Source organism: Sphingobacterium sp. Ag1 (assembly GCF_000988325.1).
Taxonomy (GTDB): Bacteria; Bacteroidota; Bacteroidia; order Sphingobacteriales; family Sphingobacteriaceae; genus Sphingobacterium.
This window is the reverse complement of the sequence record NZ_LBGU01000043.1, coordinates 132,098-158,875: the sequence shown is the minus strand read 5'-3', so window position 1 is coordinate 158,875 and position 26,778 is coordinate 132,098. Positions and strand designations below refer to the sequence as shown.

26 protein-coding genes are annotated in these 26,778 nt (G+C 38.8%); 13 read left to right on the top strand and 13 right to left on the bottom strand.

All coding sequences use genetic code 11. The features are described from left to right. Positions 1 to 250 precede the first annotated feature (250 nt). A complete protein-coding gene (locus AAW12_RS18300) occupies positions 251 to 1,543 on the top strand; it encodes a TIGR00341 family protein (RefSeq protein WP_046675098.1) in 1,293 nt (430 codons plus the stop codon). A gap of 71 nt (positions 1,544 to 1,614) precedes the next feature. Here AAW12_RS18300 and AAW12_RS18295 read toward each other — a convergent pair whose 3' ends face one another. Further along, entirely contained in the window at positions 1,615 to 2,307 is a 693-nt protein-coding gene (locus AAW12_RS18295; protein WP_053003802.1) for a CPBP family intramembrane glutamic endopeptidase, read from the bottom strand. Positions 2,308 to 2,382: 75 nt separating this feature from the next. Here AAW12_RS18295 and AAW12_RS25685 point away from each other — a divergent pair, with 75 nt between their 5' ends. Further along, the gene (locus AAW12_RS25685) at positions 2,383 to 2,820 is read left to right on the top strand and encodes a multiprotein-bridging factor 1 family protein (RefSeq protein WP_053003801.1); all 438 of its coding nucleotides are present in this window, start codon (positions 2,383 to 2,385) and stop codon (positions 2,818 to 2,820) included. Positions 2,821 to 2,827: 7 nt separating this feature from the next. Here AAW12_RS25685 and AAW12_RS18285 read toward each other — a convergent pair whose 3' ends face one another. Further along, positions 2,828 to 3,316 carry a hypothetical protein gene (locus AAW12_RS18285; protein ID WP_046675097.1) on the bottom strand — a complete coding sequence of 163 codons (489 nt, stop codon included), beginning with the start codon at positions 3,314 to 3,316 and terminating at the stop codon, positions 2,828 to 2,830. Positions 3,317 to 3,477: 161 nt separating this feature from the next. Between AAW12_RS18285 and folE the strand changes: the two genes are divergently transcribed. The 5 genes from folE to AAW12_RS26520 all read left to right on the top strand — a co-directional run bounded on the left by folE (position 3,478) and on the right by AAW12_RS26520 (position 10,032). Beyond that, a complete protein-coding gene (gene folE / locus AAW12_RS18280) occupies positions 3,478 to 4,149 on the top strand; it encodes a GTP cyclohydrolase I FolE (RefSeq protein WP_046675096.1) in 672 nt (223 codons plus the stop codon). Between the two features lie 66 nt (positions 4,150 to 4,215). Next, entirely contained in the window at positions 4,216 to 5,223 is a 1,008-nt protein-coding gene (locus tag AAW12_RS25680) for a CobW family GTP-binding protein (RefSeq protein ID WP_084823230.1), read from the top strand. Positions 5,224 to 5,711: 488 nt separating this feature from the next. After that, positions 5,712 to 7,751, top strand: a complete 2,040-nt coding sequence (locus AAW12_RS18270) for a M13 family metallopeptidase (RefSeq protein WP_046675095.1) — start codon at positions 5,712 to 5,714, stop codon at positions 7,749 to 7,751. A gap of 185 nt (positions 7,752 to 7,936) precedes the next feature. After that, positions 7,937 to 9,745 carry a glycoside hydrolase family 2 protein gene (locus AAW12_RS18265; protein WP_084823229.1) on the top strand — a complete coding sequence of 603 codons (1,809 nt, stop codon included), beginning with the start codon at positions 7,937 to 7,939 and terminating at the stop codon, positions 9,743 to 9,745. A gap of 110 nt (positions 9,746 to 9,855) precedes the next feature. After that, on the top strand, positions 9,856 to 10,032 hold the full coding sequence (locus AAW12_RS26520) for a DUF6496 domain-containing protein (RefSeq protein WP_197084086.1): 177 nt from the start codon (positions 9,856 to 9,858) through the stop codon (positions 10,030 to 10,032). A 58-nt stretch (positions 10,033 to 10,090) separates the two neighbouring features. Here the strand turns inward: AAW12_RS26520 and AAW12_RS18260 are convergent, their stop codons facing one another. The 7 genes from AAW12_RS18260 to AAW12_RS18230 all read right to left on the bottom strand — a co-directional run bounded on the left by AAW12_RS18260 (position 10,091) and on the right by AAW12_RS18230 (position 16,115). Then, positions 10,091 to 10,498, bottom strand: coding sequence for a hypothetical protein (locus tag AAW12_RS18260; RefSeq protein ID WP_139145018.1), 408 nt, complete (start codon positions 10,496 to 10,498; stop codon positions 10,091 to 10,093). 166 nt (positions 10,499 to 10,664) lie between these two features. Then, on the bottom strand, positions 10,665 to 11,279 hold the full coding sequence (locus AAW12_RS18255; RefSeq protein WP_046675093.1) for a DUF417 family protein: 615 nt from the start codon (positions 11,277 to 11,279) through the stop codon (positions 10,665 to 10,667). Between the two features lie 67 nt (positions 11,280 to 11,346). After that, positions 11,347 to 12,186, bottom strand: a complete 840-nt coding sequence (locus AAW12_RS18250) for a helix-turn-helix domain-containing protein (protein ID WP_053003799.1) — start codon at positions 12,184 to 12,186, stop codon at positions 11,347 to 11,349. Positions 12,187 to 12,218: 32 nt separating this feature from the next. Next, on the bottom strand, positions 12,219 to 12,953 hold the full coding sequence (locus AAW12_RS18245) for a YoaK family protein (protein WP_046675092.1): 735 nt from the start codon (positions 12,951 to 12,953) through the stop codon (positions 12,219 to 12,221). Between the two features lie 48 nt (positions 12,954 to 13,001). Beyond that, a complete protein-coding gene (locus AAW12_RS18240) occupies positions 13,002 to 13,814 on the bottom strand; it encodes a family 16 glycosylhydrolase (protein WP_046675091.1) in 813 nt (270 codons plus the stop codon). 197 nt (positions 13,815 to 14,011) lie between these two features. Then, positions 14,012 to 14,863, bottom strand: a complete 852-nt coding sequence (locus AAW12_RS18235) for a universal stress protein (protein ID WP_046675090.1) — start codon at positions 14,861 to 14,863, stop codon at positions 14,012 to 14,014. A gap of 226 nt (positions 14,864 to 15,089) precedes the next feature. Beyond that, entirely contained in the window at positions 15,090 to 16,115 is a 1,026-nt protein-coding gene (locus AAW12_RS18230; protein WP_046675089.1) for an NAD(P)-dependent alcohol dehydrogenase, read from the bottom strand. Positions 16,116 to 16,333: 218 nt separating this feature from the next. On the opposite strand from AAW12_RS18230, the gene AAW12_RS18225 reads away from it, so the two are divergent. The 5 genes from AAW12_RS18225 to AAW12_RS18205 all read left to right on the top strand — a co-directional run bounded on the left by AAW12_RS18225 (position 16,334) and on the right by AAW12_RS18205 (position 22,988). Continuing rightward, entirely contained in the window at positions 16,334 to 16,558 is a 225-nt protein-coding gene (locus tag AAW12_RS18225; protein WP_053003798.1) for a YdeI/OmpD-associated family protein, read from the top strand. A 209-nt stretch (positions 16,559 to 16,767) separates the two neighbouring features. Continuing rightward, entirely contained in the window at positions 16,768 to 17,190 is a 423-nt protein-coding gene (locus AAW12_RS18220) for a hypothetical protein (protein WP_046675088.1), read from the top strand. A 105-nt stretch (positions 17,191 to 17,295) separates the two neighbouring features. Further along, on the top strand, positions 17,296 to 18,381 hold the full coding sequence (locus AAW12_RS18215) for an efflux RND transporter periplasmic adaptor subunit (RefSeq protein ID WP_046675087.1): 1,086 nt from the start codon (positions 17,296 to 17,298) through the stop codon (positions 18,379 to 18,381). Between the two features lie 16 nt (positions 18,382 to 18,397). Then, a complete protein-coding gene (locus AAW12_RS18210; RefSeq protein ID WP_046675086.1) occupies positions 18,398 to 21,559 on the top strand; it encodes an efflux RND transporter permease subunit in 3,162 nt (1,053 codons plus the stop codon). Further along, positions 21,552 to 22,988, top strand: coding sequence for a TolC family protein (locus tag AAW12_RS18205; RefSeq protein WP_046675085.1), 1,437 nt, complete (start codon positions 21,552 to 21,554; stop codon positions 22,986 to 22,988). Before AAW12_RS18210 ends, AAW12_RS18205 begins: the two co-directional genes overlap by 8 nt. Before the next feature lie 77 nt (positions 22,989 to 23,065). On the opposite strand, the gene AAW12_RS18200 is transcribed toward AAW12_RS18205, so the two are convergent. The 3 genes from AAW12_RS18200 to AAW12_RS18190 all read right to left on the bottom strand — a co-directional run bounded on the left by AAW12_RS18200 (position 23,066) and on the right by AAW12_RS18190 (position 25,245). Beyond that, complete coding sequence (locus AAW12_RS18200; protein ID WP_046675084.1) at positions 23,066 to 23,599, bottom strand: hypothetical protein; 534 nt, start codon at positions 23,597 to 23,599, stop codon at positions 23,066 to 23,068. A gap of 72 nt (positions 23,600 to 23,671) precedes the next feature. Then, entirely contained in the window at positions 23,672 to 24,613 is a 942-nt protein-coding gene (locus AAW12_RS18195) for a hypothetical protein (protein ID WP_046675083.1), read from the bottom strand. Between the two features lie 59 nt (positions 24,614 to 24,672). Then, a complete protein-coding gene (locus AAW12_RS18190; protein WP_046675082.1) occupies positions 24,673 to 25,245 on the bottom strand; it encodes a hypothetical protein in 573 nt (190 codons plus the stop codon). Between the two features lie 364 nt (positions 25,246 to 25,609). Here AAW12_RS18190 and AAW12_RS18185 point away from each other — a divergent pair, with 364 nt between their 5' ends. Further along, on the top strand, positions 25,610 to 26,107 hold the full coding sequence (locus tag AAW12_RS18185; RefSeq protein ID WP_046675081.1) for a DinB family protein: 498 nt from the start codon (positions 25,610 to 25,612) through the stop codon (positions 26,105 to 26,107). A 51-nt stretch (positions 26,108 to 26,158) separates the two neighbouring features. On the opposite strand, the gene AAW12_RS18180 is transcribed toward AAW12_RS18185, so the two are convergent. After that, positions 26,159 to 26,749: a dihydrofolate reductase family protein gene (locus AAW12_RS18180; protein WP_046675080.1), complete on the bottom strand. Its 591-nt coding sequence runs from the start codon at positions 26,747 to 26,749 to the stop codon at positions 26,159 to 26,161. Positions 26,750 to 26,778: the final 29 nt, after the last annotated feature.

Below are 26,778 nucleotides of genomic sequence, written 5' to 3'. Positions count from 1 at the left end.
AAAAATTTAAATGTGCTAAATACCCGATAAATATGAGGTAAAATAAAGTATCAGCAACCTAAAGCAGACAACGATATCTGCCGGTCACCCAGGATTTCAGCCAAATGAAAAATAGATTTCACGTTATTGACGAGTGTTTTTGTCCGTAAAGACTTTGTATAGCAGAATTACGACAAAGGACTAAAATCGGCATAATTTTAGCGTCTTAATAATTGCTGAATAATTGCTGAGCCGCTATATTAATAAGCTAATGAATAAAATATTGAGATTTTTCGATCTACATCAGGGAGAAGACCGAAAGGAGACTGTTCTAGAAAATGTTGTGAGCAATATCTCTTTTCGCGGTGCTAATGCATGGATTCTAGCATGTGCAATTGTGGTTGCATCTGTAGGGCTAAATGTAAATTCTACAGCGGTAATTATCGGTGCTATGCTTATATCTCCATTAATGGGCCCGATTGTTGGAGCTGGATTTGCGTTGGGGACATTTGATTTCCCCCTCTTAAAAAAATCATTAAAAAATCTATTGATAGCAACTTTAATAAGCTTAGTTGTTTCTTTTATTTATTTTCTTTTAAGCCCCTTCAAGGAAGCGCAATCCGAATTATTAGCGCGTACATCGCCCAATATCTATGACGTAATGATTGCACTATTTGGTGGTTTAGTAGGGGTTATCGCTATTACTAGGGTAGACAAAGGTAATCCTATTCCTGGCGTTGCCATAGCAACAGCCTTGATGCCCCCACTTTGTACTGCAGGCTACGGATTAGCTATCGGTAATCTCAGTTATTTTGCGGGTGCTTTATTTCTATACATCATCAATTGTGTTTTTATCTGCATTGCTACATTTATCATTGTTAAATATTTGCGTTACCCCAAAACTCATTATATCGATAAAAAACGCGAAAAAAGAATTACTCAAAGTATTACCATCATCACGATTATTCTTGTATTGCCAAGTGTCTATTTTGCATACAATCTACTGCAAGAAAAAAAATACACCAGCAAGGTAAACCAATTTGTTCAACAGGAACTCAGCAACAAAGGTTACACCGTTATCTATGAAAAGCTGGAGATGAATAGTGATCCAAAGAAACTTGAACTTGCCTTTTTATCAAAAAAATTCAGTGACAAAGAGGTAGAATCTTTACAGCGTGTAATGGAATCATTTGGTATTACCAATACTAACCTTGTCATTCATCAGGATAGTTTAGATTTAAAATCGAGTATTCTAAGCGAAATAGACAGACGTACAGCAGCTGTAAGTGAAAAGGATCTCACGTTACGCGCCCTAAACAATGAATTAGCGAAATACCAGTTGGCCAGTCCGCAACTTGATCGCGATATCGCTGTATTATTCCCCGAACTGAATTCCTATAGCATTGGTGTCCAACAACATTATGCAAAGGCCGATAGCGTCGCCAGGATCGTAGCATTTATATACGCTACCAAGACCCCACTTCCATTAGCGCAACACGAAAAATTACAACAATGGTTGCAAAATCATTTTCCTAAAGATAGTGTAGCGATTATTAGTCAATAGTAGGCAATCCATCGGAAAATATATTTTTAATAGCATCTGCTCAACAAGCAAGTAATGGAAAAATTAAAAGATCAGGACCAGCCATTCGTGTTTTTTAACGATTTAAGGAAAATATAACACAATACTGGAAAGCCTACATAGTAAATAACGACAATGAACAGCGGAAATATTCCTTCAGGTCTAACCGGATCGACGGCATGAGCTTTTACCAAAAGTTGCAATCCAATATTTTTTTCCTTTGAGAATACGACCATTGTTGTGAAATTATAAGCAAAATGCAAAGCAATTGGAAATATTATTTTACCTGTTTTTATACATATACGTGCTAGTAAATAACCAAATACACCCGTCGACATAAAAACTCTTGACATTTCAAACACATGTCCGATTATGCCATATGAAAACCAGTGATAAACTCCAAAAGCTATGGCTGTTATGAATGCAGCTTTTGTCTTCCCAAAGCGACTGACTAGTATATACAATAGAGCTCCTCTAAAGATCAATTCTTCAAATATAACTGCTTTTGATACATAATAAAGACTTCGAAAAAAATCTCCAAGTGTATACTCTGGGTTAAACTTATAAGGATTTTCTACCAAATAGGCTATTCCTAAATAGAGGATAACCAAATAAAACATTGGTACAACCAAACTTAAAAATAACGGTTTGCCTTTCGCATAAAAGCCCAATACCTTAAGGTCCTGGTGACAGAAGTGTTTTAGTAAAAACCAAGAAACCAACAATTCAATAACAATAGCAATCATACTTTTTTTCTACAAAGCTATAGCCTTAAATCATTTAATTTTACGACATTTGAATACGTCGCAAAATGCCGTAAGATGACCAATAAATCAAGTAAAGAAAAAATTGCACTTCTGATCAAAAATGCACGTATAAACCGAGGCTACTCACAACAGCAACTTGCTGATCTGGTCAAGCTTAATCTGCGATCCGTACAGCGTATTGAAAATGCTGAAGTCCTTCCAAGGGCCTATAACCTAAATCTTATAGCAAGGGAACTTGAGCTGGATATAGCAGTACTGAAAGAGGAAAGCAATATTTCAGATACAGCAGAACCTGACCAAATCAATAATTCATTTAATAAACCTCGAAAACTCATACTAAGTATCGGTATCGGATTGATTGGTATTTTATTAATAGCCGCCTTTCTATCACAATCAAGTGGTTTCCCGGAAACGAGCTTTGAACTGTTTTTGTTGCTTGCTTTGGTTGTTGTGGTTTATGGGATCATACTTTGGACCATTTGGCGTAGTTAACAATCTACTACTTTACGATAGATGCATCTTGTATAAAAATTTCAACCCGAGTCCTGTCTTTTTCGTTAAGCTTGACATATCCTTTTAAAGTAATAGGGTTCTCCTTCAACCAAATTTTATCGTTGTTAGCCAACGTAATCTCTACCATCGGTGGAATTCCATTTTGCCCACAAAACATGCATTGTAAAACAGGTAAAACGGACAATAGGAATCTGTTATGTCGGAGACCTGCCTTGAGCGGCACCATATACCCCTGAAGTTCCACCTTCATGCCATCCATTTTTGCAAGCTTACTGGGAAAAAATGGCGTGTATATCGTTTTCCCATTTTTCTTGTTCACTTTATACAACATGGTATCAAAGGTTTTCCAAACTTCATTCATGAGTGGCTTATGGTCTGCTAGATGCTGAGATTCCAACCCCGTTTGTGCCAAGACTGAATAACACTCTCCACCTAAAAAAATGAGTAAAAAAACAAGAGTAAATTTCTTAAACATAGCCTATTAAAGATGTGACAATCAAATATAGTGAAAAAACATTACATGCAACTAAATTGCATTTACTACTTTTTCACTATATTTATAAAAATAAGTTAACAACTCCTAATTGCAGGAGCCTTCGTATATCTAATCAGCGTACACTAACAAAACAATTATTTATGAACACATCATTAAAAAGAGACATCTCCTCCCCTATCGAAAATCTAGGCGATCTTCATATCATGACTTCGATTGATACACCTATGCGACATGATGCATTTACACGAACCGACAGCGAGAAAATTAAAAAGATAGCGCAGCTTTTTCAGGATATCATGCATGAACTAGGCCTTGACCTCCAGGATGATAGTCTCAGTGGAACCCCCTATCGTGTGGCTAAAATGTATATCAATGAATTGTTCTATGGCCTCAATCCAGCCAATAAGCCCCAACTTTCCACATTCGAAAATCGATATGGTTACAACAAACTATTGGTTGAGAAAAATATACGTGTAAATTCAGCCTGCGAGCATCATTTTCTGCCAATTGTGGGGCGAGCGCACATTGGTTATGTAGCAAAGAAAAAAGTAATCGGATTATCAAAGATAAATCGTGTAGTAGATTATTACGCACACCGCCCACAGGTACAGGAACGGCTTACGTTACAGATTTTTAATGAACTTAAATCGACCTTAGAAACGGATGATATTATTGTGCTCATTGACGCAGATCATCTCTGTGTATCAGCACGGGGAGTTAAAGATACGACCAGTAGTACAACTACCATGGAGTATAGTGGGATATTCGCATCGGAAAGTCAAAGAAATGACTTCTTTAATTTATTGAAATAAGATACCATATGGAATAATTTTCCATGTACTTCTGATAATTATAGATCGCATATTTAATCATAAAAAATGAATAAAAGTCATGCTCGCCCTGTCACGATACTGACAGGCTTTTTAGGTGCCGGAAAGACTACTTATCTAAACGCCCTAATGAAATCATATCCGAACAAACGTTTTGCTATTATCGAAAATGAAATCGGCCAACTCAACGTTGACAGCATGTTACTGACTGAAAATTACGGACAACTTGTTCCACTTCAGGAAGGCTGTCTCTGCTGTACGCTAAATGACGAGCTCTATAGTTCGCTTGAATTACTTTATAAAAAACAAGATAGTTTTGACGAGTTGGTTATCGAATGTACTGGTTTAGCCATACCGACTGCAATTATAGAGCCCTTTACGACGCACCCGATATTCCATAACTACTTCCCTTTAAAAAAAATTATTTGTCTCGTAGATGCCGCTCTTGTCGAAGATCAGATCAAGGAAAGAGATGAAGTACTCAGACAAATTATGGCGGCTGACGCCATCATCATTAATAAAACCAACGATGTACACCCAACTTATCTAGATTCGCTATACAATTATTTAGCGAACCTAAATCCACTTGCAAAAACTTTATATTCGAAAGGAACAATGGAATTTCCTTTTGAAATAATTGAAGATATAGTGTACACAAAGAAAATAGAAACGTTTTCTTTTCTCAAAAACCTGTCTCGCAATAAGACGACAATATTAGGTCAATCGAGTTTCGGAAAATCACATCTCAATGATATTTCGACACGAATCTACACCTTTGCCGAAGAGTTTAATTTCGTCAATTTATTCCTTGGTTTGAGCAAGCTTGTCGGAAAATATACAAACAGAATCTATAGGGTAAAAGGAATCGCATTTAAAAAAGATAGCGACAAAAAAATCATTATTCAAGCTGTAGGTTCTCGTATCGAAATGAGTTATGGCAGCCAATGGAAACAGGAGGATAAAAAGTTGAATACGATGGTTTTTATCGGGAAAGAACTGGACAGTCTGTATATAGAGCGCCTTCTCACAAGACTACTGGAAAATCATTCCAATTAATAAGAGGTAAATACCATCATCGATGTACGATGTCTTAGAATTGCTGCGCTCGATAGTGAATTCGCGCCCGGCTTTTCTAAATTCCACTGTGGAAGCTTTAAGGTGATTAATTAATCTATCAATTTATGTAGATTTATATTTCAGCCGCGCTCCAAAGAAATGCAATCATTTCCTGCCGAACCAGCATACGATACTTGCATTCGGAAAGAAATTTGGATTCTATTGAGGTAGCAGTTAACAGATCGCATTAAAAATCATAGGTCAATGTATAATAAAATTATAGATTATGCACAGATTTACTTGTTGCTGAATTAGAATTTTCCGTCATTTGTGTAAATGATTTTTTAGCTTTAAAAAAATCACAGCTAATTATTGACATGGCTGCTACAAATCGAATTACACGGAGCAAATAACATAACCTATTTTATCCGTAATTTGTGCGTACTCCCAGATTGAATTATTGAAAATCATACAACATTAAAACAACAATGAAAAAATTAACACTCGCCCTAATTTTCTTGGCTGGAGTCTACACACAGCATGCGGAAGCACAGACAGCAGGTACAGTACCCGACAAAGGACTTGATCTGAGCTTAATGGACAAATCTGTACGTCCACAGGATGACTTTTACAACTACGTAAGCGGAACCTGGATGAAAACGGCTAAAATTCCTTCCGACAAACCCACTTGGGGAAGCTTCAATAAATTGGCAGAAGATACGGACAACAATTCGATGAATATTCTGAACTCACTTTTAAAAGATAAATTTCCTGAAGGAAGTGAGGGCAAAAAAATACAGGACCTGTATGCTTCTTACATGAACTTACAGAAAAGAAATGCAGACGGTATTAAGCCGATTCAGGGAAATTTAAACAAAATTGACGCGATTAAAAACCTAAAAGATCTTCAGAATTATTTAACTTCCGTAACCAAAGAAGGTGAGAATAATTTCTACGGCTGGGGGGTCGGTGCTGATTTAAAAGACTCTAAAATGAACGCGGTTTATTTAGGAGAAGCGTCCTTAGGTTTGGGAAGAGATTATTATCAAAAAGAAAATGAAAAAAATACCGAAGCAATTGCGGAATACCAAAAGTATGTAGCTTCCATGTTAAAGGAGTTGGGGTATAAAAATGCTGAAACTGCTGCAAAAGGGATTGTTGACTACGAAAAAAGCATTGCAAAAACCTACCTGACCAATGAACAAAGCCGGGATAATACATTACAATACAACCCGCAGACTATGGCTGAGCTATCTGCTCTAGTCAAAAATGTAAATCTACCTGAGTACCTCAAAAAAGTTGGCGTCAATACAGAAAAAGTAATCATCGGAGAATTAGGTTATTATAAGAACTTTGACAAATTGATCAGCAACCAGAACCTTCCTGTCATTAAAGATTACCTTAAGTTTCATCTTATTAATGGGAGTGCCTCTTATTTGAGTGAAGAACTGGGAGATATGCGATTTGCTTTTTATGGGAAATATTTAAGAGGCCAGCAAGAGCAAAGAGCACTAAACAAAAGAGGATTTGAACTAATCAACTCCACTTTAGGTGAAGCTTTTGGGAAGTTATATGTTGAAAAATATTTTCCCGCAGAAGCCAAAGCGCAAATGGTGGAATTAATTGACTATTTAAAGAAAAGTTTCGCACTTCATATCAATGATTTAACATGGATGTCCTCTGTCACCAAAGTTAAAGCGCTTGAAAAACTAAATAAATTTACCGTAAAAGTTGCCTATCCTGACAAATGGAAGGACTATTCTAAATTAAATATTCTATCGGAAAGCAAAGGTGGAAACCTGTATGCTAACTTGCAAAGTATCACCACATGGCGATATGAAAGAGATTTGGCGAAAATCGGAAAAGCAGTAGACAAATCAGAATGGGGAATGACTCCACAAACAGTAAATGCCTATTACAATCCTGTAAACAATGAGATCGTGTTTCCAGCAGCAATTCTCCAACCTCCATTTTTCAATCCACAAGCTGACGCCGCGGTTAATTTCGGTGGTATAGGTGCTGTAATTGGCCACGAAATGAGCCATGGATTTGACGATTCCGGAGCGCAATTTGATGCGGATGGAAACTTGGTCGACTGGTGGACACCAGAAGACAAAGCTAATTTTGAAAAAGCAACAAAAGCACTCGCAGCTCAATACGATAAATATGAACCTGTAAAAGGCACTTTCGTCAACGGAACATTTACAAACGGTGAAAATATCGCGGATTTAGGAGGTGTAAACATTGCTTATGATGCACTTCAACTATATTTAAAAGATAAGGGAAACCCAGGTGAAATAAGTGGATACACACAAGACCAACGTTTTTTCCTAAGCTGGGCAACGGTATGGAGAACCCTATCCAGTGAAAAATATATGGTCAACCAAGTTAAAACTGATCCACACTCTCCAGGATATTTCAGAAGTTTTGGTCCATTGATCAATGTTGACGCTTTTTATAAAGCTTTCGATGTTAAACAAGGTGACAAACTTTACAAAAGTCCAGAAGAGAGAATTAAAATCTGGTAATAAGCATTATACGGGAGCTGTCTCAAAAAAGGCAGCTCCTGTTATTTTCTTTAATCCAATATCTATTTCTCTTGTGAACCAACCAACCCCAATATCGAAAGCCCCACTAGTAACATTTCGTTTATAATTCACTAAATCATTTTAGTATACTTATATTCATATTCTGAAAAACCAAGAAGTATACCATGATTAAAACCAAAACCTCAATTTTTGTGCTGGCACTATCGCTCTTCGGTTGGCTTAATGCTTTGGCACAACAGCCACAGCTTTCAACTCCATGGACAGCAATAGCCAAGCAAACAGAAATCCCACTTTCCGAATATCCACGTCCCCAAATGGAAAGGAATGAATGGCTATGTCTCAACGGTAAATGGGATTATATAGGTGGAAAGGATGCTCCGAACGCACTAAATCCTGCTGTCCCCATTTCCTTTGACCACAGCCGAGAAAGCATTCTTGTCCCCTATTGTCCAGAGTCCTATTTATCCGGAATACAACGCAAACAAGAAATTAATCTGTGGTATCGTAAAAATTTCGAGCTACCTAATCATTGGAAAGGGAAAGATATTATACTCCATTTTGGTGCAGTGGATCACGATGCAACTATATTTGTAAATGGTAGAAAAGCTGGTACTCATTCAGGTGGCTACGACTCCTTCTGGATCAACATCACTGAGTTTTTAAAGGCCGGTCCAAATAACATTGTCGTCGCAGTGCATGACAAGAACGACGGTAAGTATCCTTCGGGCAAAAATGGACCTCGAGGCGACTATACATTTTCTTCTGGCATATGGCAAACTGTGTGGATGGAACCAGTAAGCAAAAACCATATACAGGGAATCAAATTGTTGCCTCAAGTAGCAGAAAAACAACTAAAAATACAGGTCACTAGCACAGCGAAGGCAAAAGTTACGGCCATCGTTTCTTCAGAGGGAAAAGAAATTTCAAAAACGGTAATTCAGTCGGGCATGGAATTTAATATCCCGGTAGAAAATCCAAAACTTTGGTCTCCTGACTCCCCCTTTTTATACGATTTAAAATTAAGTATACATGGGAAGAATGGAGAAATCATTGACGAGGTTAAGAGCTATTTTGGTATGCGTGATATTAAACTTGGTAAGGTAAACGGAATTGTAAGGCCGCTCTTGAATGACAAATTTGTGATGCAGCTCGGTCTCCTGGATCAGGGGTATTGGCCCGATGGTATTCTAACAGCACCTACGGAAGAAGCTCTCAAATATGATATCGAGTTTACCAAAAATGCTGGTTATAACCTTATTCGTAAGCATATGAAAACCGAACCCCAACGGTTCTATTATTGGGCAGATAAAATGGGACTGCTCGTGTGGCAAGATATGCCCTGCCTTTGGTATCCCGATGAAGATACTACGATTTATCGAAAAGCATTTCGTGATGAATACAAGGCCATCGTTGACGACCACTACAACTCGCCATCCATTATCGCCTGGGTTCCTTTTAACGAAAATTGGGGCGCTTTCGATGTACGCAATATTACCGACTGGACCAAACAATATGACCCTTCACGTTTAGTGAACGGTAATTCGGGATTTAACAACAATCCATCTTACCAAAAAGCTTATGGTGACCCCGGAAATGGAGATTTTGTTGACACCCATATCTATGTTGGCCCTAAGGGTGCCTCAGAACCTGATTCGAAACGGGCAGCTTCCCTTGGAGAGTTTGGTGGCGTAGGCTTATTTGTCCGCGGTCACATGTGGCCTGTCGAAAACAATGCCTATGCCTACGAACCCACTATAGAGGCACTCACAGACCGTTATATATTCCTAATGGACAATGTCGAACAATTGCTCCGATACAAAGGATTGAGTGTTGCTATTTATACGCAAACTACCGATGTGGAACATGAAGTCAATGGCCTATTGACTTACGACCGTAAAATACAAAAAATGGATCTTGAAAGAATAAAAGCAGTCAACCAAGCCGTGATTAAAGCTGGAAATGAATTGAATTAGCCGATACAGATGTTCGCTATTTCGCTCTCAAAGAATTTTCAAACGATTCAACTGAAACAGCTGTTCTTTTTGCAGAAGTGTTTAATAACAGATCAACGGGTAACACTATTATGGCAAAATATTCAGAAAAAGCATCTGAGAAAGTTGAAAAGACGATGCACGAAATGAAAGAAGGAAAATTAAAATCTGGTAGCGGGAAAAAGGTAACATCACGAAAACAGGCGATTGCTATCGGCCTCTCCGAAGCAAAAAAAGAAGGTGCCAAAGTACCCCAAAAAAAATCCTAGCAAGTAAACTTGCTAGGATTTTCTCTTTAGCCCAAATTATGCTTTTTCATGCGGCAATCTACAGTAGGGATTTTTTCTTGTCTGTACCATCATAAGGATCTGACAAAACATTTTGACTATCCTCGACATCTATAAAATTTTGATTTACATCTACGGGTGTATAAATATGAACACTGCTTCCATTTCTTTTTTTGAGATAATATTGAATCTTTGTTGTATCAATATTGGTCACATCTGAAGCTGTCCATATCATTTTATGACCTGCACCATCAATCGTTATTACTGTATCATTGCCACGAGCGATGATACGCTGCAGTCCCAATTCTCCTTTTCGATCACCTTCTCTTGTCAACAAATGTGTGTTACCATCTTTATCAATCATCCTGATCTGTTGATTATTGTTGCATCCAACTAAAAGGATGAAACTAAACAGAAGAAATGGAAGGGTCGTTCGTATTATTTTCATATCGTTCGTGGTATAACTCAATATAGTTTAACGACGAGACACAAAGATGCTGCCAAAATACAGCTGGCATGAAAGATACCTTCCAAAAGTTGGTGGATTTACCCCGAGTAGTGATCGCCTCCAGCAAACAACCTGCTGCTAATTCACATACAAAAACTATCTGTCTCTATTTTATATTCGTTTTTTTTATCAGACGGCTGGCACTTTCTGCTGCAATGATCAATGCTGCTGCAAGCATAATTACATCTTTCAGGACTAATCTACCGGCCGCGGATAAATAAGGAAAACCATAATTAGGTGACGGGAAATCTCCATCTAGCTTTGGCACAAACGCCTCTGGAGTTGTTATCAGGAAAGAAAGTGTAACCAATGACATAAGCACGGTACACAATGCCCCAAAAATTCCGATTTTAGGATACCAGATACCTAAAAATATCATCAGACCAATTGAAACAATTACAAAGCCAAGTATATAAGAAAAAATATAAGTTCCATTTTCTTGGTGCCATGCAATATTTTTCTTTACGACACGACCCTCCGGATTTTTAAACAACTGGTATTCCGGTATTAGCTCTCCGTTTTTATCCAACACCCGTTTTTCCGTATTATGATAAAAAAAACGCATTGCCGGACTATTAATAACAAAAGGAACTATACCATCAGCTTCATATTGAAATGCTTTTAATCCTCCAATCCATGCCATCACAATAAAAATTGAAATTCTAGCAAAGTTTGTAAAGATATATTGTGACTTTGCCAATAGCTTTATTATTTTCTCCATAACGTAGTTTGTTTAATACCATGCAAAACTAAACAATGGCTTAAATCCACAACATGGACAAATAGATCTATAACATAGACTTTTCGGCAACAATTGATAAACCGACCCGCTTCCGAAATACCTTAGGAGATACGCCTACCATCTTCTTAAAAAATCTACTGAAATAAAACTCGTCTTTGTACTGCAAATTGGCTGCTATTTCTTTAATACTTTTGGCCGTCAAATGGAGCTGTCTTTTACTTTCCAATACGAGGCGTTCCTGGATCAACTTTGAAGGGGATTTTCCCCATTTCAATTTTATTTTTTTCGTAAAAACGGCTGGACTTAAACCATAGTTCGCTGCATAAAAGGTAACTTCTTTATGCGCTTTATAATTCTTTTCCAAAAACTGCTCAAAGTCATCAATAGTATCTCTATGAGCCCAATACGGTTTTTGTAGGTCGTTAAAAAGTAGCTTTTGTCTACTCGCCAGCGCTAAAATCAGCTGTAAATAGGTTCTGCTCAATGACTGATCATAGGATTCCGACGACATTTTGAGCAGATCTATTTTTTCCATGATAGTTGATATCTCATGATAAATAGCTGCGGAGAGCAACACATGAGGTTGCTGGTAGATGTTGTTGAATAGAATTCCATTACAGGCAACTTCATCTTTATGATATTCTATACAATAGAAATCGCCGTGAAATTTTAGCACACTAAAGGTACTTTTCTGCACCACATCCATCGTAAACAACTGATAGGGAGACAAAAACAAAACACTTTTAGGATCCGCATGGTATGTCACCAAATCAACCGAAAAACTCGTCGCTTTCTCAAATAAAAGAATGCAGTACAATGGTTCACTAATGTTGAATCTACCGGCAGATAATACTAATTTTTCAAACAGGATATGGGAATAGTTCATGTTATTAAGATAAAATATGAATTTAATCGAACCTATTCATCCGGTCTTAAGCTTCGCTTCAAATGATAAAACTTAAGTAGAATATGGTCATACCATAAGGCAAATAAAAGCATACTAGCCGGTAACAATAATGTTTTCAGTTTAAAATATTGAAACATAAAACCGCCTATAACTCCCCCAATAAAAAAGCCTCCAATAATCATCAACTTAAGAAAAATACTTTTGTGTAATTTCACTTTTTCAGCAATTTCTCTATAAAAAAGTAACTGCGAGATTTCAATACCAAGATCAGTAAACAATCCCGTCAAATGCGTCGTTCTGACAACTGATTGTGACACCTTCGTTACCAGGGCATTCTGAAGTCCCATAGCAAAAAGCAGGGCAAATGAAATTATTGTTGGTAACGTTGGCCCTGCTTTAAATAAAGCTGGGAGCAGTCCTACATTAATTAAGATAATAGACTCCATACAAATTGGAATGATATAAGCGTTATGTGATTTCTTTTTTGAAGCTAATTCTACAATAAAACCTGAAACGGTAGCTCCCATTAAAAAGAAAGCAATGTATAACAGATAAATCAAAGCCATCTTATAATTCATTAAAATCAACTGTTCTGAAAAAAATGCGAAGTGACCTGTGACATTCGTTGTTAAAGTGCTAACGGCAAGAACACCTGTAATATTGACCAAACCCGCAACACAAGATAAAATAGAGGCTAACTTTAAATTATGAATATAATTCCTTCCTCTCCCTTGATGCCTAAACATTTGAATTAATCTTTATAAATTAGAGAAATAGATGAAAACAAGATTCATTTAAGGTTTCAGTAAATCATATACCCTGACATAATCCACCTCCATCTCTGCAGGAAATGCGCTGCTATCAACGCCTTGCACACCGCCCCAATCTCCACCAACGGCCAGATTCAATAGTAAATGGAATCTTTTATCAAATGGCCACACGCCATTGCCTTTTCCTTCATTTGGAAAACTGTAGATCTGTACATCATCCACGAAACCACGAATATACTCGGGGGTCCAGTCTATCCGATAATTATGAAACTCCGATGTTGCCTGATCAATTCGTTTCATCACTCCTTTTTGAGTTCCGATAGAATGATTATAATCCTTTGTATGAACGGTAATATGTATTGCATTCTCGTCATAACCGACATGCTCCATGATATCTATTTCTCCCGAATGTGGCCATCCTCCGTAAACCCAATCTGTCGGTAACATCCAAGCGGCTGCCCACGTACCTTTCCCTTTCGGCACCTTGGCTCGGACTACAAATCGACCATATAGAAAATCGCCCTTGTTTTTACTCACCAGCCTGGCAGAAGTATAGTTCAACCCTTCATATTGTTCTTTTATTGCAGTAATACGTAAAACACCATTTGCAACACTTGCATTTTTTCTGTTTGCATCTGTATAGTATTGAAGTTCATGATTTCCCCAACCATTATGCAAGGAGCCTACATCATATCCCCATTTTTTTGCGTCCGGAAGACCATTGTAATCGAACTCATCACTCCAACTGGGCATTTCAGCAAACTTATATTCTCCTACATGTTTACTATCGGGACTTGCGGAAAGTATTGCGATCAAAGGAAGTATCCAAAGGCTCATTATGTTTATATTTTATACAATTATTGATAAAACTAATGAAAAATATGAATAGATTACCTCACATCGGAGACGCAATTTAAAGCTCAGTTAGTAATTATAAAACCGCGGCTACTAACTTTAGTTTAATCATTTTCACTTTACTAAAACGTGCACTATCAACCAATGGAAAGTGATAAGCAGGAGGAGATTACCCGCAATTAATATAAATTACGCTTAAAAAAGGTAGGTACAGTCAGGTTGCGATAAATTGCTTTCGTAAGATTTCGGGAAAATATACTTTTGAAAAAACTTTTAGGACTGTACGACACAAGTAAAAGATCAATAGCTTCAATTTCCACCATGTAGTCGATACAACGTGGTATAGGCATATTGTAATCTAAACGATTGACCGCATTTTTTTCCACATAATCAATTTTATTAAACGAAAATTGGGCGGATAGCTTTTGTTTCCAGTCTTCAATATCTTCTTGTTTTGGAGAGATATACTTTTGTGTTACGTGCAACAGGCTGAGATTAAATTTCTCCGGTACACGTAAGATGAAACTGTCGAGTAGATCATATTCGGACGCTTTAAAATTGCTCAGTAATCCGATATTTTGCAACCTAAATTTTTGGAAAGTGATGGGTACTGCCAAGACACCGATTGGACTCTTTTTTATCAGGGCGAAGGTATTGCTTCCCAAGACAGCTTTCTGTATCATACCTTTACCTTTAGCTCCCATGACGATAAAATGATATTCCTTTTCTTGTAATAAGTTTAGTACCGTTTTTTCCAAGTTGCCGGCCAAACTTACGGTTTTACAGCGGAGATCAGGAAATTCATCGTCGATACGTATCTGCCAGTCCTTGAGCATGCTTTCAGCCTCTTCCTTCTGAGGCTTCAAAAACATATTCTCCATTTTCGCATGGACACTGTCTTTTATTGGGATGGTATAAGTATGCAGAAGTTCTACTGTCCAATTAAATTTTTTAGCCAGATTCGCCGCATATCGAATAGCAGTCCATGAGTTTTCAGAAAAATCGGTGAGTACGAGAATTGTTTTGTCCATAAATATTTTGCAGATAAATCAGCGCGGATTATTAGTATTACAACAGTAAAGAAGGCAGAAGGTTTTTAATAATCAATCAAAAGAGAGACTTTAAAAAAAAGGTTTTCAAACGGGGAGAATGAAAACCTTAAATAACCAATTATAAACCTAAATTATGATACAACAAAGATAAACATCAAAAAGATAAAAACCAAAATAAACTACTAAAAAGATAGACTTTTTTTTACTAAGGAATCAGTACAGCCCTTCCTTTGATCTTACCGTTGCGCATTCGATCATAAACCTCGTTAGCCTGATCAAGCTTAAACTGCTCAATTTCAATATGAATCTTCCTTTGCCTAGCCAAACCTACAACTTCCATAAGCTCAACCCGCGAGCCCCAATATGGGTTTGTCATACTCACACCAAAAGGAAGCCCCGACATATTGTACTGGTAGTGTCCCCCACCTAATCCAACAATTGTCAGGTCACCATCCAAACCAACAACCTTTGTTCCTAGATCTATAGTCGATGTCGCGCCTACAAAGTCAATCACTACTTTAGCTTTTTTAATGCCAGTAATCTTATTGATTTGTTCGGCTGCATTTACATCCTTCGAATTAACCACATAGGCTGCGCCCAGTTCTTTAGCAAAGGCTAGTTTTTCTTCGGTGACATCACAGGCAATAATTGAACTCGCACTTACTTCATTTAGTATTTGTAAGGCAACATGGCCCAAACCTCCAACTCCGATCACAACCACATACTCATCCGCTGTCAATTTGCCTATCGAACGTTTTATCGCCGAATAAGGAGTAAGTGCCGCATCCGTTAATGGCGCAGCAATGACTGGATCTAAGTCATAAATTGGGACCAGTAAACGCGAAGAAGGGACAAGCATATATTCCGCCATCCCACCATCAAGGCCTAGCCCACCACCATAGGCCATTTCAGACTGGTGATCACAATAATTTTCCTTTGATTGCTGACAGGGCTTACAGTGCCCACAACCCCAAGGGCCATACACCAGTACCGCGTCTCCTTTTTTATAGTCTTTTACATCCGATCCAACTTCTTCAATCCAGCCCGCATTTTCGTGTCCCAAGGTAAATACCGTACCTACAACGGTCCCCTCATCTATAATGTGGAGATCAGAATGACAAACACCTGCACCACCAATTTTTAGTAATACTTCATCGCCCTTAGGAACGGGCTTCACAAGATCATTCACAACGCGGACATCTTTATGCCCAAAAAAACGTACTGCTTTCATATTGAATTTTTTTTGTTGACTAATAGAAGAACAAATAAGAACGATATATGTTTCAACACATATAAAGACAGCGGCAACATGTAAGTCTTATTTCAAGAAAAAGTATTGCAATCCCCTGATCGTATTACCTAACGGCAAGTCAAAAGTATTCATGCAATAAAGGCCGGCAACTCGAAGATATTTATGTATTTTTATCAGGAATCAAATGATAAAAATACATGCTAAAAAAAGGTGAACATATTGAAGGCGTTCCTATGGAACTCCAACAATTGTTGGATATGGACGAAAAAGCCAATGCTTTTTTTGAAACACTCTCCAAATCGTACAAACAGGGATATTGTGATTGGGTAGGCTCAGCTAAACAGGAACAAACTAGAAAAACAAGAGCAGAAAAAGCAATTCAGATGCTAAGAAATAATCAAAAAACGCTTAAAACCCTTTAAAAAAGGGCCATTAACTCCTAGAAAAGAGTTATAAATTAACGACAAGAATAAATTTGATAGGCAAAGGTATTCAGAATAACATCGCAGACCTTTTTACATTTCAGCAATGTCAATTTTCAATAATTGTAACAATACTAAATAAACTTTAAAATTTCGATACCCAAATCACTTGTATCATTTTTAAAGTTTAATTACATTTGCTTTCAAGGATGCAAGGAAAATTCCATCAATATCTGTTCGGCGTAGTTTGCGCAATACTTATCAGTTTTGGCTGGTATCATGTGCCAACACCAAATAATATCCCCTCCTGCAATCTTCACGCTGTCAATCACTTCAACAAGCAAGTAAAAAGCGAAGATTATGACACCAAAGTTATTCGCAAAACTAAACGTCCTCGGCATGAAAAATTAAGGGCATATTTTTCAGAAAATGACAATGAAAATGATGACGCGGGAAGTGATTCCAATAGCCCTAACTTATTTGCACTTACCGGGGATGATTTTGGGAATATAATATCGTATATCCATCCTCAATTTCAAAATACACGCACAGCAGTTTCGCTTGCAAATTCCAACCAGCTTACTTCTAGAAAAAACGCTCTCTATATCCATTACAGTGTATTCAGGCTGTGATTTTTTAATAATTTCTTAAAAAAACATCGAAATAGCTTTCAAAATCACTTGGAAGCAGGTCACACTATTGTTCAATTTTTCGGAAATAATTAAAAAACTATTATCATGGTCATGAGAAGCTTTATGTATATAAGCCTGTGCCTTATTATTCTATCTACAAGCTGTCAGTCAGAAAAAAAAGACAAAAAAGAAGCTGCAGTTTTCAACGTCACTACTCCTTTGGTCAAGGATACAATCGTCAATAAAGACTATGTCGCCCAAATCCGTTCGATCAACCATATTGAATTGCGCGCGCAGGAAAAAGGCTACATTCAATCGATATTTGTCGATGAAGGTCAATTTGTACAAAAAGGACAACCCCTCTTTAAAATCATGCCCAACCTCTATGAGTCCGATGTTAATCGTGCTAAAGCAGAGGTAAAATATGCTGAAATCGAATATCAGAACACCAAAAATCTGTCCGAAAAAGATATTGTCGCTCCGCAGGAAACTGAAATGGCAAAAGCAAAATATGAAAAAGCCAAAGCTGAGCTAGCCGCGATGAATACTCATCTCAAATTTACGGACATCGTAGCACCGTTTTCCGGAATCGTTGGTAAGCTTCACGTCCGTAAAGGAAGTCTTGTCGACGAAGGCGAGTTGATCACGGAATTGTCCGATAACAGTAAAATGTGGGTTTATTTCAATGTACCCGAAGTGGAATACCTCAATCAAATGGACGCAAAACAAGACAATGGCCCGCTGCATGTACGGTTAAACATGGCCAATGGAAAAGAATTCGGTCATGAGGGTATTGTTGAAACAATTGAATCAGACTTCAATAATGAAACTGGAAATATTGCCTACAGAGCGACTTTTCCAAATCCAAAGGGATTACTGCGTTATGGTGAGACAGGCAATATCGTCATTACATCGCCCTATAACAATGCGCTTATGATACCGCAGAAAGCAACATTTGAGGAGCTTGAAAAAAAATATGTTTACGTTATTACAAAAGATAATAAAGTAAAAGCAAGAGAAATAAAAGTTGCTGCCGAACTGCCGCATATCTATGTTGTTTCTTCCGGATTGGGCAAGGATGAAAAGATTCTGCTCAATGGACTTCGCATGGTACAGGAAAACCAGACCATTGAATCCAAATATCAGACTCCGGAGAAAGTCATGTCAAACTTAGATTTATATGCAGAGTAATTAAAAAAGCAGCATTATGTTTAAAAAAGTAATACATCGACCGGTATTTGCTATTGTCATATCGGTTGTCATCCTATTTATCGGAGGTTTGGCCATAAAGCAGCTTCCTACAGAGCAATTTCCAAAAATCGCACCGACTACAGTGGCGGTCTCCATTGCCTATCCTGGTGCAAGTGCCGATGTACTTGTAAAATCCTCCCTGATTACACTGGAGAATGCAATCAATGGTGTACAGGGAATGCGCTATATCGCTACCGATGCAACCAGCGCCGGTGAAGCGACCGTAAACGTCGTATTTGACCCCGGAACGGATCCCAACGATGCCGTAGTACTGGTCAAAACCCGGGTGGATCAAGTCATGCCACTATTGCCTGAACTTGTTCAAAAGGAAGGAGTCGTCGTCAATCCCATTCAGCCCAGTATGCTGATGTACGTGAATCTTTACAGTACAAATAAAAGCATGGATGAAAAGTTCTTGTACAACTATGCAACGGTAAACATCATTCCTGAAATCAATCGTATTCATGGTATCGCCAAATCACAAATCTTAGGTAGCCGTAAATATGCCATGCGCGTCTGGTTAAATCCCGATCGTATGCGTGCCTATAGCTTATCAGTTGATGAAGTGATGAAAGCGATAGGAGAACAAAGTATCATCGGCCGTCCCGGTCGACTGGGACAAAGCTCGGGTATTGCAGCGCAATCCCTCGAATATGTCCTAACTTATAAAGGACAATACAATACACCTGAAGAATACGACAATATTATCGTTCGCGCAAACGGCGACGGTGAAAACATCAAGTTAAAAGACGTGGCTAAAGTCGAACTGGGAAGTGAATTCTTTGACATCTATTCCAATTTAGACGGTCATCCCTCGGCTTCAATTGTGTTGAAACAGAATTATGGTAGTAATGCTAATGACGTTATTAAAGATGTGAAGGCAAAACTTGCTGAGATGAAAGGTAACTTTCCTCCAGGTATAGACTATAAAATCAGTTATGACGTATCCCAATTCTTGGATGCTTCTATCGAACAGGTGATGCATACCCTACGCGATGCTTTTATTTTAGTTGCCATTGTTGTGTTTATTTTCCTTGGCGATTGGCGTTCGACTTTGATTCCAATCATCGCCGTGCCCGTTTCGCTGATAGGTACATTCTTCGTCATCCAATGGTTCGGTATGTCGATCAACTTAGTGACCTTGTTTGCATTGGTGCTTGCCATCGGGATTGTAATAGACAATGCCATTGTGGTCATTGAAGCAGTACATGCCAAAATGGAAGAAAGTGCTATATCGCCGTACAGTGCTGTAAAAGAAGTCATGGCCGAAATCGCAGGTGCTATTATCGCTATTACAGCTGTTATGGTGGCCGTTTTTATCCCCATTTCATTTATGACAGGCCCTGTGGGAACATTTTACCGTCAGTTTTCAATTACTATGGCGAGTTCCATCGTGATATCTGCAGTAGTCGCATTAACCCTTACTCCTGTGCTTGCCGCGATGCTCCTTAAAAATAACCATGGTAAACCAAAAAAATCAAACGTATTCACTAAATCGCTCGACCTTTTTAACCGTACTTTTGACAAAATAACGGGCAAATATGCCTCCTTACTTCGTAAAATTGCCAGCCGAAGAGTGATTACATGGGGTATCTTAATAGCATTCTGTGTCGGAATTTTCGTCATTAACAAAACGCTTCCAGGAGGTTTTATACCGAGTGAGGACCAAGGTACAATATATGCCATTATTCAGACTCCTCCAGGATCAACATTGGAACAGACCAATAAGCTTTCCAGAGAGCTCCAAAAGATCTGTCAAGGGGTAGATGGGGTTGAATCCGTCTCATCACTGGCAGGTTATGAAATCATGACCGAAGGCCGTGGATCGAATGCCGGAACCTGTCTTATCAACCTCAAAACCTGGGGTGAACGTGAACACTCCGTTAAAGAGATCATGGAAGAACTTGAAGAAAAATCAAAAAATCTAGGTGCAACAGTTGAATTCTTCGAACCTCCGGCTGTTCCGGGTTTTGGTTCTTCAGGAGGTTTCTCCATGCGCCTGCTGGACCTCAATAGGACAACCGATTACCAAGATTTCGATAAAGTCAATAAAGCTTTTATTGCTAATCTCAAAAAGCGCAAAGAGTTAACTGGTGTATTCACTTTCTTCGCTGCCAATTACCCGCAATACGAATTGGTATTTGACAATAACGCCGCCATGCAAAAAGGCGTTTCCATTGGTAAAGCCATGGACAACCTCAATATCCTTATCGGTAGTACCTATGAGCAGGGTTTTATCCGTTTCGGTCAATTCTTCAAGGTCTATGTACAATCTTCACCAGAATTTAGAAGGCTACCTTCCGATATCATGAACCTTTACGTCAAAAACGATCATGACCAGATGGTTCCTTATTCGGCCTTTATGACCTTAAAAAAAACACAGGGACCAAATGAAATCACGCGCTACAACATGTACAATTCGGCCGCCATCCGTGGACTTCCGGCAAATGGGTATACAACAGCCGACGCCATTCAGGCAATCAACGAAACCGCAGTTCAAACATTACCGCACGGCTATAAAGTTGCCTGGGAGGGCTTGTCCTATGATGAGGCTCAACGCGGAAACGAAGCCGTTTATGTCTTTTTGGTTGTCTTAGTCTTCGTATATCTTGTACTTGCTGCGCAGTACGAAAGCTTCATTATTCCATTTGCGGTATTGTTGTCGCTACCCGTGGGTGTATTTGGATCATTCTTTTTATTAAAGGCAATGGGTCTTGAAAATGACATCTACGCACAGGTCGGGCTGATCATGATTATTGGTTTATTGGGTAAAAATGCGGTGCTTATCGTAGAATTTGCCGTGAAAAGGCGCCAAGCTGGCGATAGCATATTGGAAGCAGCTATTGAGGGCTCAAGAGCGCGTTTCAGACCAATTCTCATGACCTCATTTGCATTTATCGCGGGACTTGTACCACTTGTCTTTGCCAGCGGCGCGGGAGCTATCGGTAACCAAACCATAGGTGCCTCAGCACTGGGAGGTATGCTTGTCGGAACAATCTTTGGCGTTATTGTCATTCCCGGACTTTACTACATTTTTGCAAAATTGGCTGACGGAAGAAAAATGATCCAAGCCGAAGACGAATCACCATTAAGCGAAGACATGATACATTATGAATAAGAATAGATTATATCACTATACAGGTTTTGCACTTTTCTTGCTCAGTCTCGCAGCCTGCAAACCACTGGAAATAAAACAACGTGCCGAAAATAGAACCGTTCCTTATAAATATGGCGATGCTGACAGCGACACCGCGAATACAGGAAAAATAAAATGGAACAGCTATTTCAGCGATCCCAATTTACAAGGGCTGATCGGTCAGGCACTAGCAAACAACCAGGAGCTACATATTATGCTTCAGGAAATTGAAATAGCCAAAAATGAGGTAAGCGCCAAAAAAGGTGAATATCTACCTTCCGTAGGCGTAAAAGTTGGCGCGGGGGTCGACAAAGTAAGTCGCTACACAAACATTGGAGCGATGGAAAAGAATACAGAAATCGAACCCGGACGTGAAATGCCTGAACCGCTATTTGATTTTGGAGTTGGTGTACAGGCACAATGGGAAACAGATATCTGGGGTAAACTTCACAATGCGACCAAAGCGCAGCTGCAACGGTATTTTGCCAGCGTGGAAGGCAAAAACTTTATGGTAACTCACCTAATATCCGAAATTGCAGATTCTTATTATGAACTCCTAGCGCTGGACAACGAACTCTTGGTTATCAATGAGAATGTAAAGATTCAAAACGACGCCCTTGTCGTCGTGAATGACCTGAAGAAAAATGCGCGATCCAATAAATTAGCGGTCAAAAGATTCGAAGCCCAAATATTGAAAACCCAGGGTATGCAATATGATATCAAGCAGAAGATCACAGAAACAGAAAATAGAATAAACTACCTTGTTGGAAGATTCCCGCAGCCGGTTCAAAGAGACCAAGCCTCTTTTGACAAGCTTGTTCCTCAAACCGTCTACACAGGTATTCCCTCGGAGCTATTAGAAAACAGACCCGATATTAAGCAGGCGGAGTATGAACTTGCAGCTTCCAAACTGGATATAAAATCGGCTAAAGCCCGCTTTTACCCATCCTTGGATATTGCTGCTGGTGTAGGGTTTCAGGCCTTTGATCCAACTTATCTCGTTAAGCCGGAATCATTTCTGGCTTCGCTCGTTGGAGAACTTACTGCGCCCCTGATTAACAAACGAGCGATCAAGGCGGCTTACTATAATGCCAATGCACGACAGGTTCAGGCTGTTTACCATTATGAACAGACCATATTGGCTGCATATATTGAAGTTGCAAACCAGCTCTCCAAAATTAAAAATCTGGAGAATGGCCTACAAATTAAGACCAAGGAAGTCGATGCATTAAATGAGTCTATCGGTATTTCCAACGACCTCTTTAAATACGCTCGCGCAGATTATATGGAAGTTCTGCTAACGCAACGCGATGCCCTGGAATCTAAATTTGAGCTCGTTGAGAAGAAGGTCAACCAACTCAAAGCAAGCGTAGCGATATACAGATCCCTAGGAGGCGGATGGGATCATTAATAGCGCACTTTTAATTTTAGTTTTTATATGTTGGGGACTTATCATGTGATAAGTCCCTTTTTATTTTAACAATACACTTACTCCACCACGATTTCTTTCATTTTCTCGTTTCCATAATATGTCGGGAAATACATTAATTCAGCCTTCGCGGGGTTGACAGTATAAGTCCCGGTATAACGAGGTAAAAGTTCGATCTCAAAGGTATGTGTACCTTTCCCCAGTTTGTTGCAAAAAATGACAACACGATCTTTGAAATGCTCTCGGTGCGCCTCGATTCTATAGTATCCATTGGTTTTTGTTTCATAAGAACATCCCGCCGGTATCGGAACTTCAATCTGCACATACTCAGCTTCACCAGTTAATGTTACGCTTGCTTCAAGTTTTACAGGCTTCCCTTCCTTGAGTGCCGCTACCGTAGCACCATTGTCCTTAAATCGCGTTGCCACGGCAAAGCCCTTTTCTTTTTCTACAGCTGGATTGGGATTCCAAAAATTTTGATAAGCCGTCACAAAAGCCGGCCCCGTCCCTTCTTTCCTCACTTTAATCTGCTCATCCGACTTAAAGCTTTGCGTATACGGAAATGCAGTGACGCGTTTGCCATTGATGACCATTACCGGTGCCTGGAAAGATTCACCCTCTTTCAGTACATCAGGAAGAATACTTCGTATGATACGGGAAGATTCTTAGATATTATACCATTGGTTTTGCTGCCGCTGCGCGAAAAAGTAATTACGGATATTTTCTAAATCTGAATCATGACCACCAATTGATTTTAAGACACCATAAGCCAACAATGTATTCTCGGTATTGGTTTCCGTTGGGCGCATAAAAAATCCGCCTTTCTGATCTGTTGTAGTTCCAGAAGTCCAATACAGCCCACCTAAGACAGCCTTTGACGCGTATTTAAGAACGGTATCTGCAGCATGTGAATCCTTAAGACTCAGTTTTGAAATCAATAGATATTTCAACAGTTTATCCTTAATGGTTTTACTTTTCAGTTTTGTGTCGATTTCGAAGAAATAATCTTTGTAATCAGCTTTAGGATCCAACCGGAGTAGATATATCAAGGAGCTAAACAAATTCTCCTTGGCCCCGTGAAGCTTATCTTTATCCAATAGAACATCCAGCGAAGCCAAGCTGCTTTTCAACATGGTCTTTTCACGTTCTGCATAAATCTCCGTATCGATCTCAACCTGGTAGCCGGCTTCTCGGGCATCCAACAGTACCCCGATCACATAGTTGCTGATCCAGGTCACAGTTTCACTTTTGTTCCACCAACCCCAGCCCTGATTGGAATTTTTGTTTTTCTGTAACTCCTTCAAAAGATCCTTTATTTTCTTATCCTCTGTAAAGGGCTTTCCGATCAATTTTGTCAGCTCTTTTTTAGAAAGTAATGCGCTCAATTTGGAAGCCATCTGTTCATTGCATAGAAATTTATAACGATCGATCGATTCAATTTCCCGTTGTAAAAATTCCAGCGAATTTGCTTCGGCATGCAAGGTGATTTCGCCTAGTGCTGGAGAAGTTTTTAGTAAATATTCTGCGGTACTGTTGAGTACTTTAAAATCTCCTTCATGTTGTTCAAGCCCCTTTTCAAAAATTGGGATGATTCTTTCATCCGGCACTTCAACTTTCGTGCAGGGATGCGAAGAATATCAAAATTCCATAAACGAAGAAAAAAAAATTATAACTTCAACCTACTTTTGACCGAATTTACAACTTCTGTTTCCGAGGGGAAGTCACCAGCTCCCGAACCGGAGGAACGATTCACCAAAGGCGGCTCCTCACCATATAGGGTATCGCGGGCAATGACTACCTTCTTGTCGAGATCTACATAGCTAATGATATAATTGCGCTGATAAGCTTTATCTCTTTGGCCGATTTTATTAACATACTCACCTTTTTCCTGCATGTCCATCGCTATCATAACAATGCCTTTGACAGCATCACCGGGATAATTATCTATTGTTCCCAATGCCTCGTTCCATTTTTCCTTATAAGTTATTCCCAAATCACCGGCACCGCCATTTTCAAGAATTAGACAGCTCTTCCCCCAGTCTACTGTGGACAATTGTACTGGATATTTATAAATAGCGGTATGATCGCCAAAACCTGCTAAAATTCGGAAAGATAATTGTTCTGTTTTTTCCTGATCCGCCTCCATATTTCCCAAAAGACGGTAAGCCCATATACCGATACCAATTGCTGCAACCAATACCAGGCCTACAAAAGTGAATATTGCTTTCTTATTTCCCATAGTTCTATTTTATTTAATTAATTACCAATCAAATATACTTAGTCTATATGCTCATTTTCACCCTTTTTACAATTCGCTTGACCTGCTTTATTATTTGCTGCGCTTGCGTAAATAAACGTTATAAAAAAAACAAATACTCGAACCTTTGCAGTCCAAGTTTTCAACAACATGAGATAATAAGAACTGCCACTATTTTATTTTTATCATAAATCGATAATTCATACTGACACATAGCTGTCACCCTGTGATTATATCTTTGTTTAACCTTAGTAGGAAAAGAAAAATATTAAACGAAAAAACAATTCCAGTGCGAAGGCTATTAGTAGGATAACTAATCGAATTTTAAATTATTACAGTAAAAAACATGGAAACATTACCACAATTAAAAGAAGAATTAGCGAATGAATATCAAATTACAAAAAACTTTATTGCACTTTTCCCTGAAGGCAAGAATGAATATGTCCCACATGAAAAAAGCATGAAAATGATGCGTCTGGCAACCCACTTAGTCGAAGTTTTCGAATGGCCAAGTACCATTTTAAAGACTTCAGAACTTGACTTTGCCAAAAGTGCTTATGTGCCAACAAGTCTATTGACCCGGGATGATCTCTTAAAAAAATTAGACGAAGATTACGAAGCCGGAAAAAAGGCTTTAGAAACAGCTAAGGAGGAAGACTTAATTCCAAGCTGGACCATTAAAAATGACGGCCATGAACTGGCAAGCTGGAGCAAATACGGTGCTATTCGTCACTCATTAAACCAGATTACACATCACAGGGCACAATTAGGTGTTTACTATAGACTCAATGATATTCCCCTTCCAGCAAGTTATGGCCCCTCTGCCGATTCACTGAATTTCTAAAAAGCTAGCTGCTGGAATGAACATACGACATCTAGATGTCGTATGTTCATTCTACGCCGGACAATAGGTATGTGCGACAACACCACCTGGAAAAACCTGCGCGTGCATAAGCTTTAGTTCACAGGGTTTGGAAAGACCGTCAAAGATGGGCAGCCCAGTACCCAATGCAATTGGATGTGTGATCAAATGATACTCGTCAATTAATCCGGTTTCAATTAAACTTCGCATAAATTCAGCTCCGCCATGCGCCAATATTGGCTTCCCAGATTCTGCTTTTAGTGCTTTAATTCCTTCAATGAGACCTGCATCAAAAACCCGGGCATTCATCCAAGAGGAATTCGCAGGAAGCTTTGTATTGTCTGCGAAATCTTTTGTTTTGGGATGATAGCCCTCTTTTGTAAAGACAGCTTTAGGGATTTCATTCATTGCTGCCGCAAAAGGATTTGTCGAAGCAGGCCAATAGGAAGCCATTACTTCAAAGGTCTTTCGACCCATTAGATGAATGCCGGCAGATTCACAAATATTTAAAACCCATGCGCTAGAATGATCGTCGCCACTTTTAAACATCCAATCAAGTTCACCGTGGATGCCCGCAACAAATCCATCGATGGAAATAGACATTTTCATTATTAATTTCCGCATAACAAAAGCTTTAGTTTTTAATAAAACAA

Coding starts and splice junctions, on each gene's coding strand:
- AAW12_RS18300 (WP_046675098.1), top strand. CDS start 251: ATGAATAAAATATTGAGATTTTTCGATCTACATCAGGGAGAAGACCGA.
- AAW12_RS18295 (WP_053003802.1), bottom strand. CDS start 2,307: ATGATTGCTATTGTTATTGAATTGTTGGTTTCTTGGTTTTTACTAAAA.
- AAW12_RS25685 (WP_053003801.1), top strand. CDS start 2,383: ATGACCAATAAATCAAGTAAAGAAAAAATTGCACTTCTGATCAAAAAT.
- AAW12_RS18285 (WP_046675097.1), bottom strand. CDS start 3,316: ATGTTTAAGAAATTTACTCTTGTTTTTTTACTCATTTTTTTAGGTGGA.
- folE (WP_046675096.1), top strand. CDS start 3,478: ATGAACACATCATTAAAAAGAGACATCTCCTCCCCTATCGAAAATCTA.
- AAW12_RS25680 (WP_084823230.1), top strand. CDS start 4,216: ATGAATAAAAGTCATGCTCGCCCTGTCACGATACTGACAGGCTTTTTA.
- AAW12_RS18270 (WP_046675095.1), top strand. CDS start 5,712: ATGAAAAAATTAACACTCGCCCTAATTTTCTTGGCTGGAGTCTACACA.
- AAW12_RS18265 (WP_084823229.1), top strand. CDS start 7,937: ATGATTAAAACCAAAACCTCAATTTTTGTGCTGGCACTATCGCTCTTC.
- AAW12_RS26520 (WP_197084086.1), top strand. CDS start 9,856: ATGGCAAAATATTCAGAAAAAGCATCTGAGAAAGTTGAAAAGACGATG.
- AAW12_RS18260 (WP_139145018.1), bottom strand. CDS start 10,498: ATGAAAATAATACGAACGACCCTTCCATTTCTTCTGTTTAGTTTCATC.
- AAW12_RS18255 (WP_046675093.1), bottom strand. CDS start 11,279: ATGGAGAAAATAATAAAGCTATTGGCAAAGTCACAATATATCTTTACA.
- AAW12_RS18250 (WP_053003799.1), bottom strand. CDS start 12,186: ATGAACTATTCCCATATCCTGTTTGAAAAATTAGTATTATCTGCCGGT.
- AAW12_RS18245 (WP_046675092.1), bottom strand. CDS start 12,953: ATGTTTAGGCATCAAGGGAGAGGAAGGAATTATATTCATAATTTAAAG.
- AAW12_RS18240 (WP_046675091.1), bottom strand. CDS start 13,814: ATGAGCCTTTGGATACTTCCTTTGATCGCAATACTTTCCGCAAGTCCC.
- AAW12_RS18235 (WP_046675090.1), bottom strand. CDS start 14,863: ATGGACAAAACAATTCTCGTACTCACCGATTTTTCTGAAAACTCATGG.
- AAW12_RS18230 (WP_046675089.1), bottom strand. CDS start 16,115: ATGAAAGCAGTACGTTTTTTTGGGCATAAAGATGTCCGCGTTGTGAAT.
- AAW12_RS18225 (WP_053003798.1), top strand. CDS start 16,334: ATGCTAAAAAAAGGTGAACATATTGAAGGCGTTCCTATGGAACTCCAA.
- AAW12_RS18220 (WP_046675088.1), top strand. CDS start 16,768: ATGCAAGGAAAATTCCATCAATATCTGTTCGGCGTAGTTTGCGCAATA.
- AAW12_RS18215 (WP_046675087.1), top strand. CDS start 17,296: ATGGTCATGAGAAGCTTTATGTATATAAGCCTGTGCCTTATTATTCTA.
- AAW12_RS18210 (WP_046675086.1), top strand. CDS start 18,398: ATGTTTAAAAAAGTAATACATCGACCGGTATTTGCTATTGTCATATCG.
- AAW12_RS18205 (WP_046675085.1), top strand. CDS start 21,552: ATGAATAAGAATAGATTATATCACTATACAGGTTTTGCACTTTTCTTG.
- AAW12_RS18200 (WP_046675084.1), bottom strand. CDS start 23,599: ATGGTCATCAATGGCAAACGCGTCACTGCATTTCCGTATACGCAAAGC.
- AAW12_RS18190 (WP_046675082.1), bottom strand. CDS start 25,245: ATGGGAAATAAGAAAGCAATATTCACTTTTGTAGGCCTGGTATTGGTT.
- AAW12_RS18185 (WP_046675081.1), top strand. CDS start 25,610: ATGGAAACATTACCACAATTAAAAGAAGAATTAGCGAATGAATATCAA.
- AAW12_RS18180 (WP_046675080.1), bottom strand. CDS start 26,749: ATGCGGAAATTAATAATGAAAATGTCTATTTCCATCGATGGATTTGTT.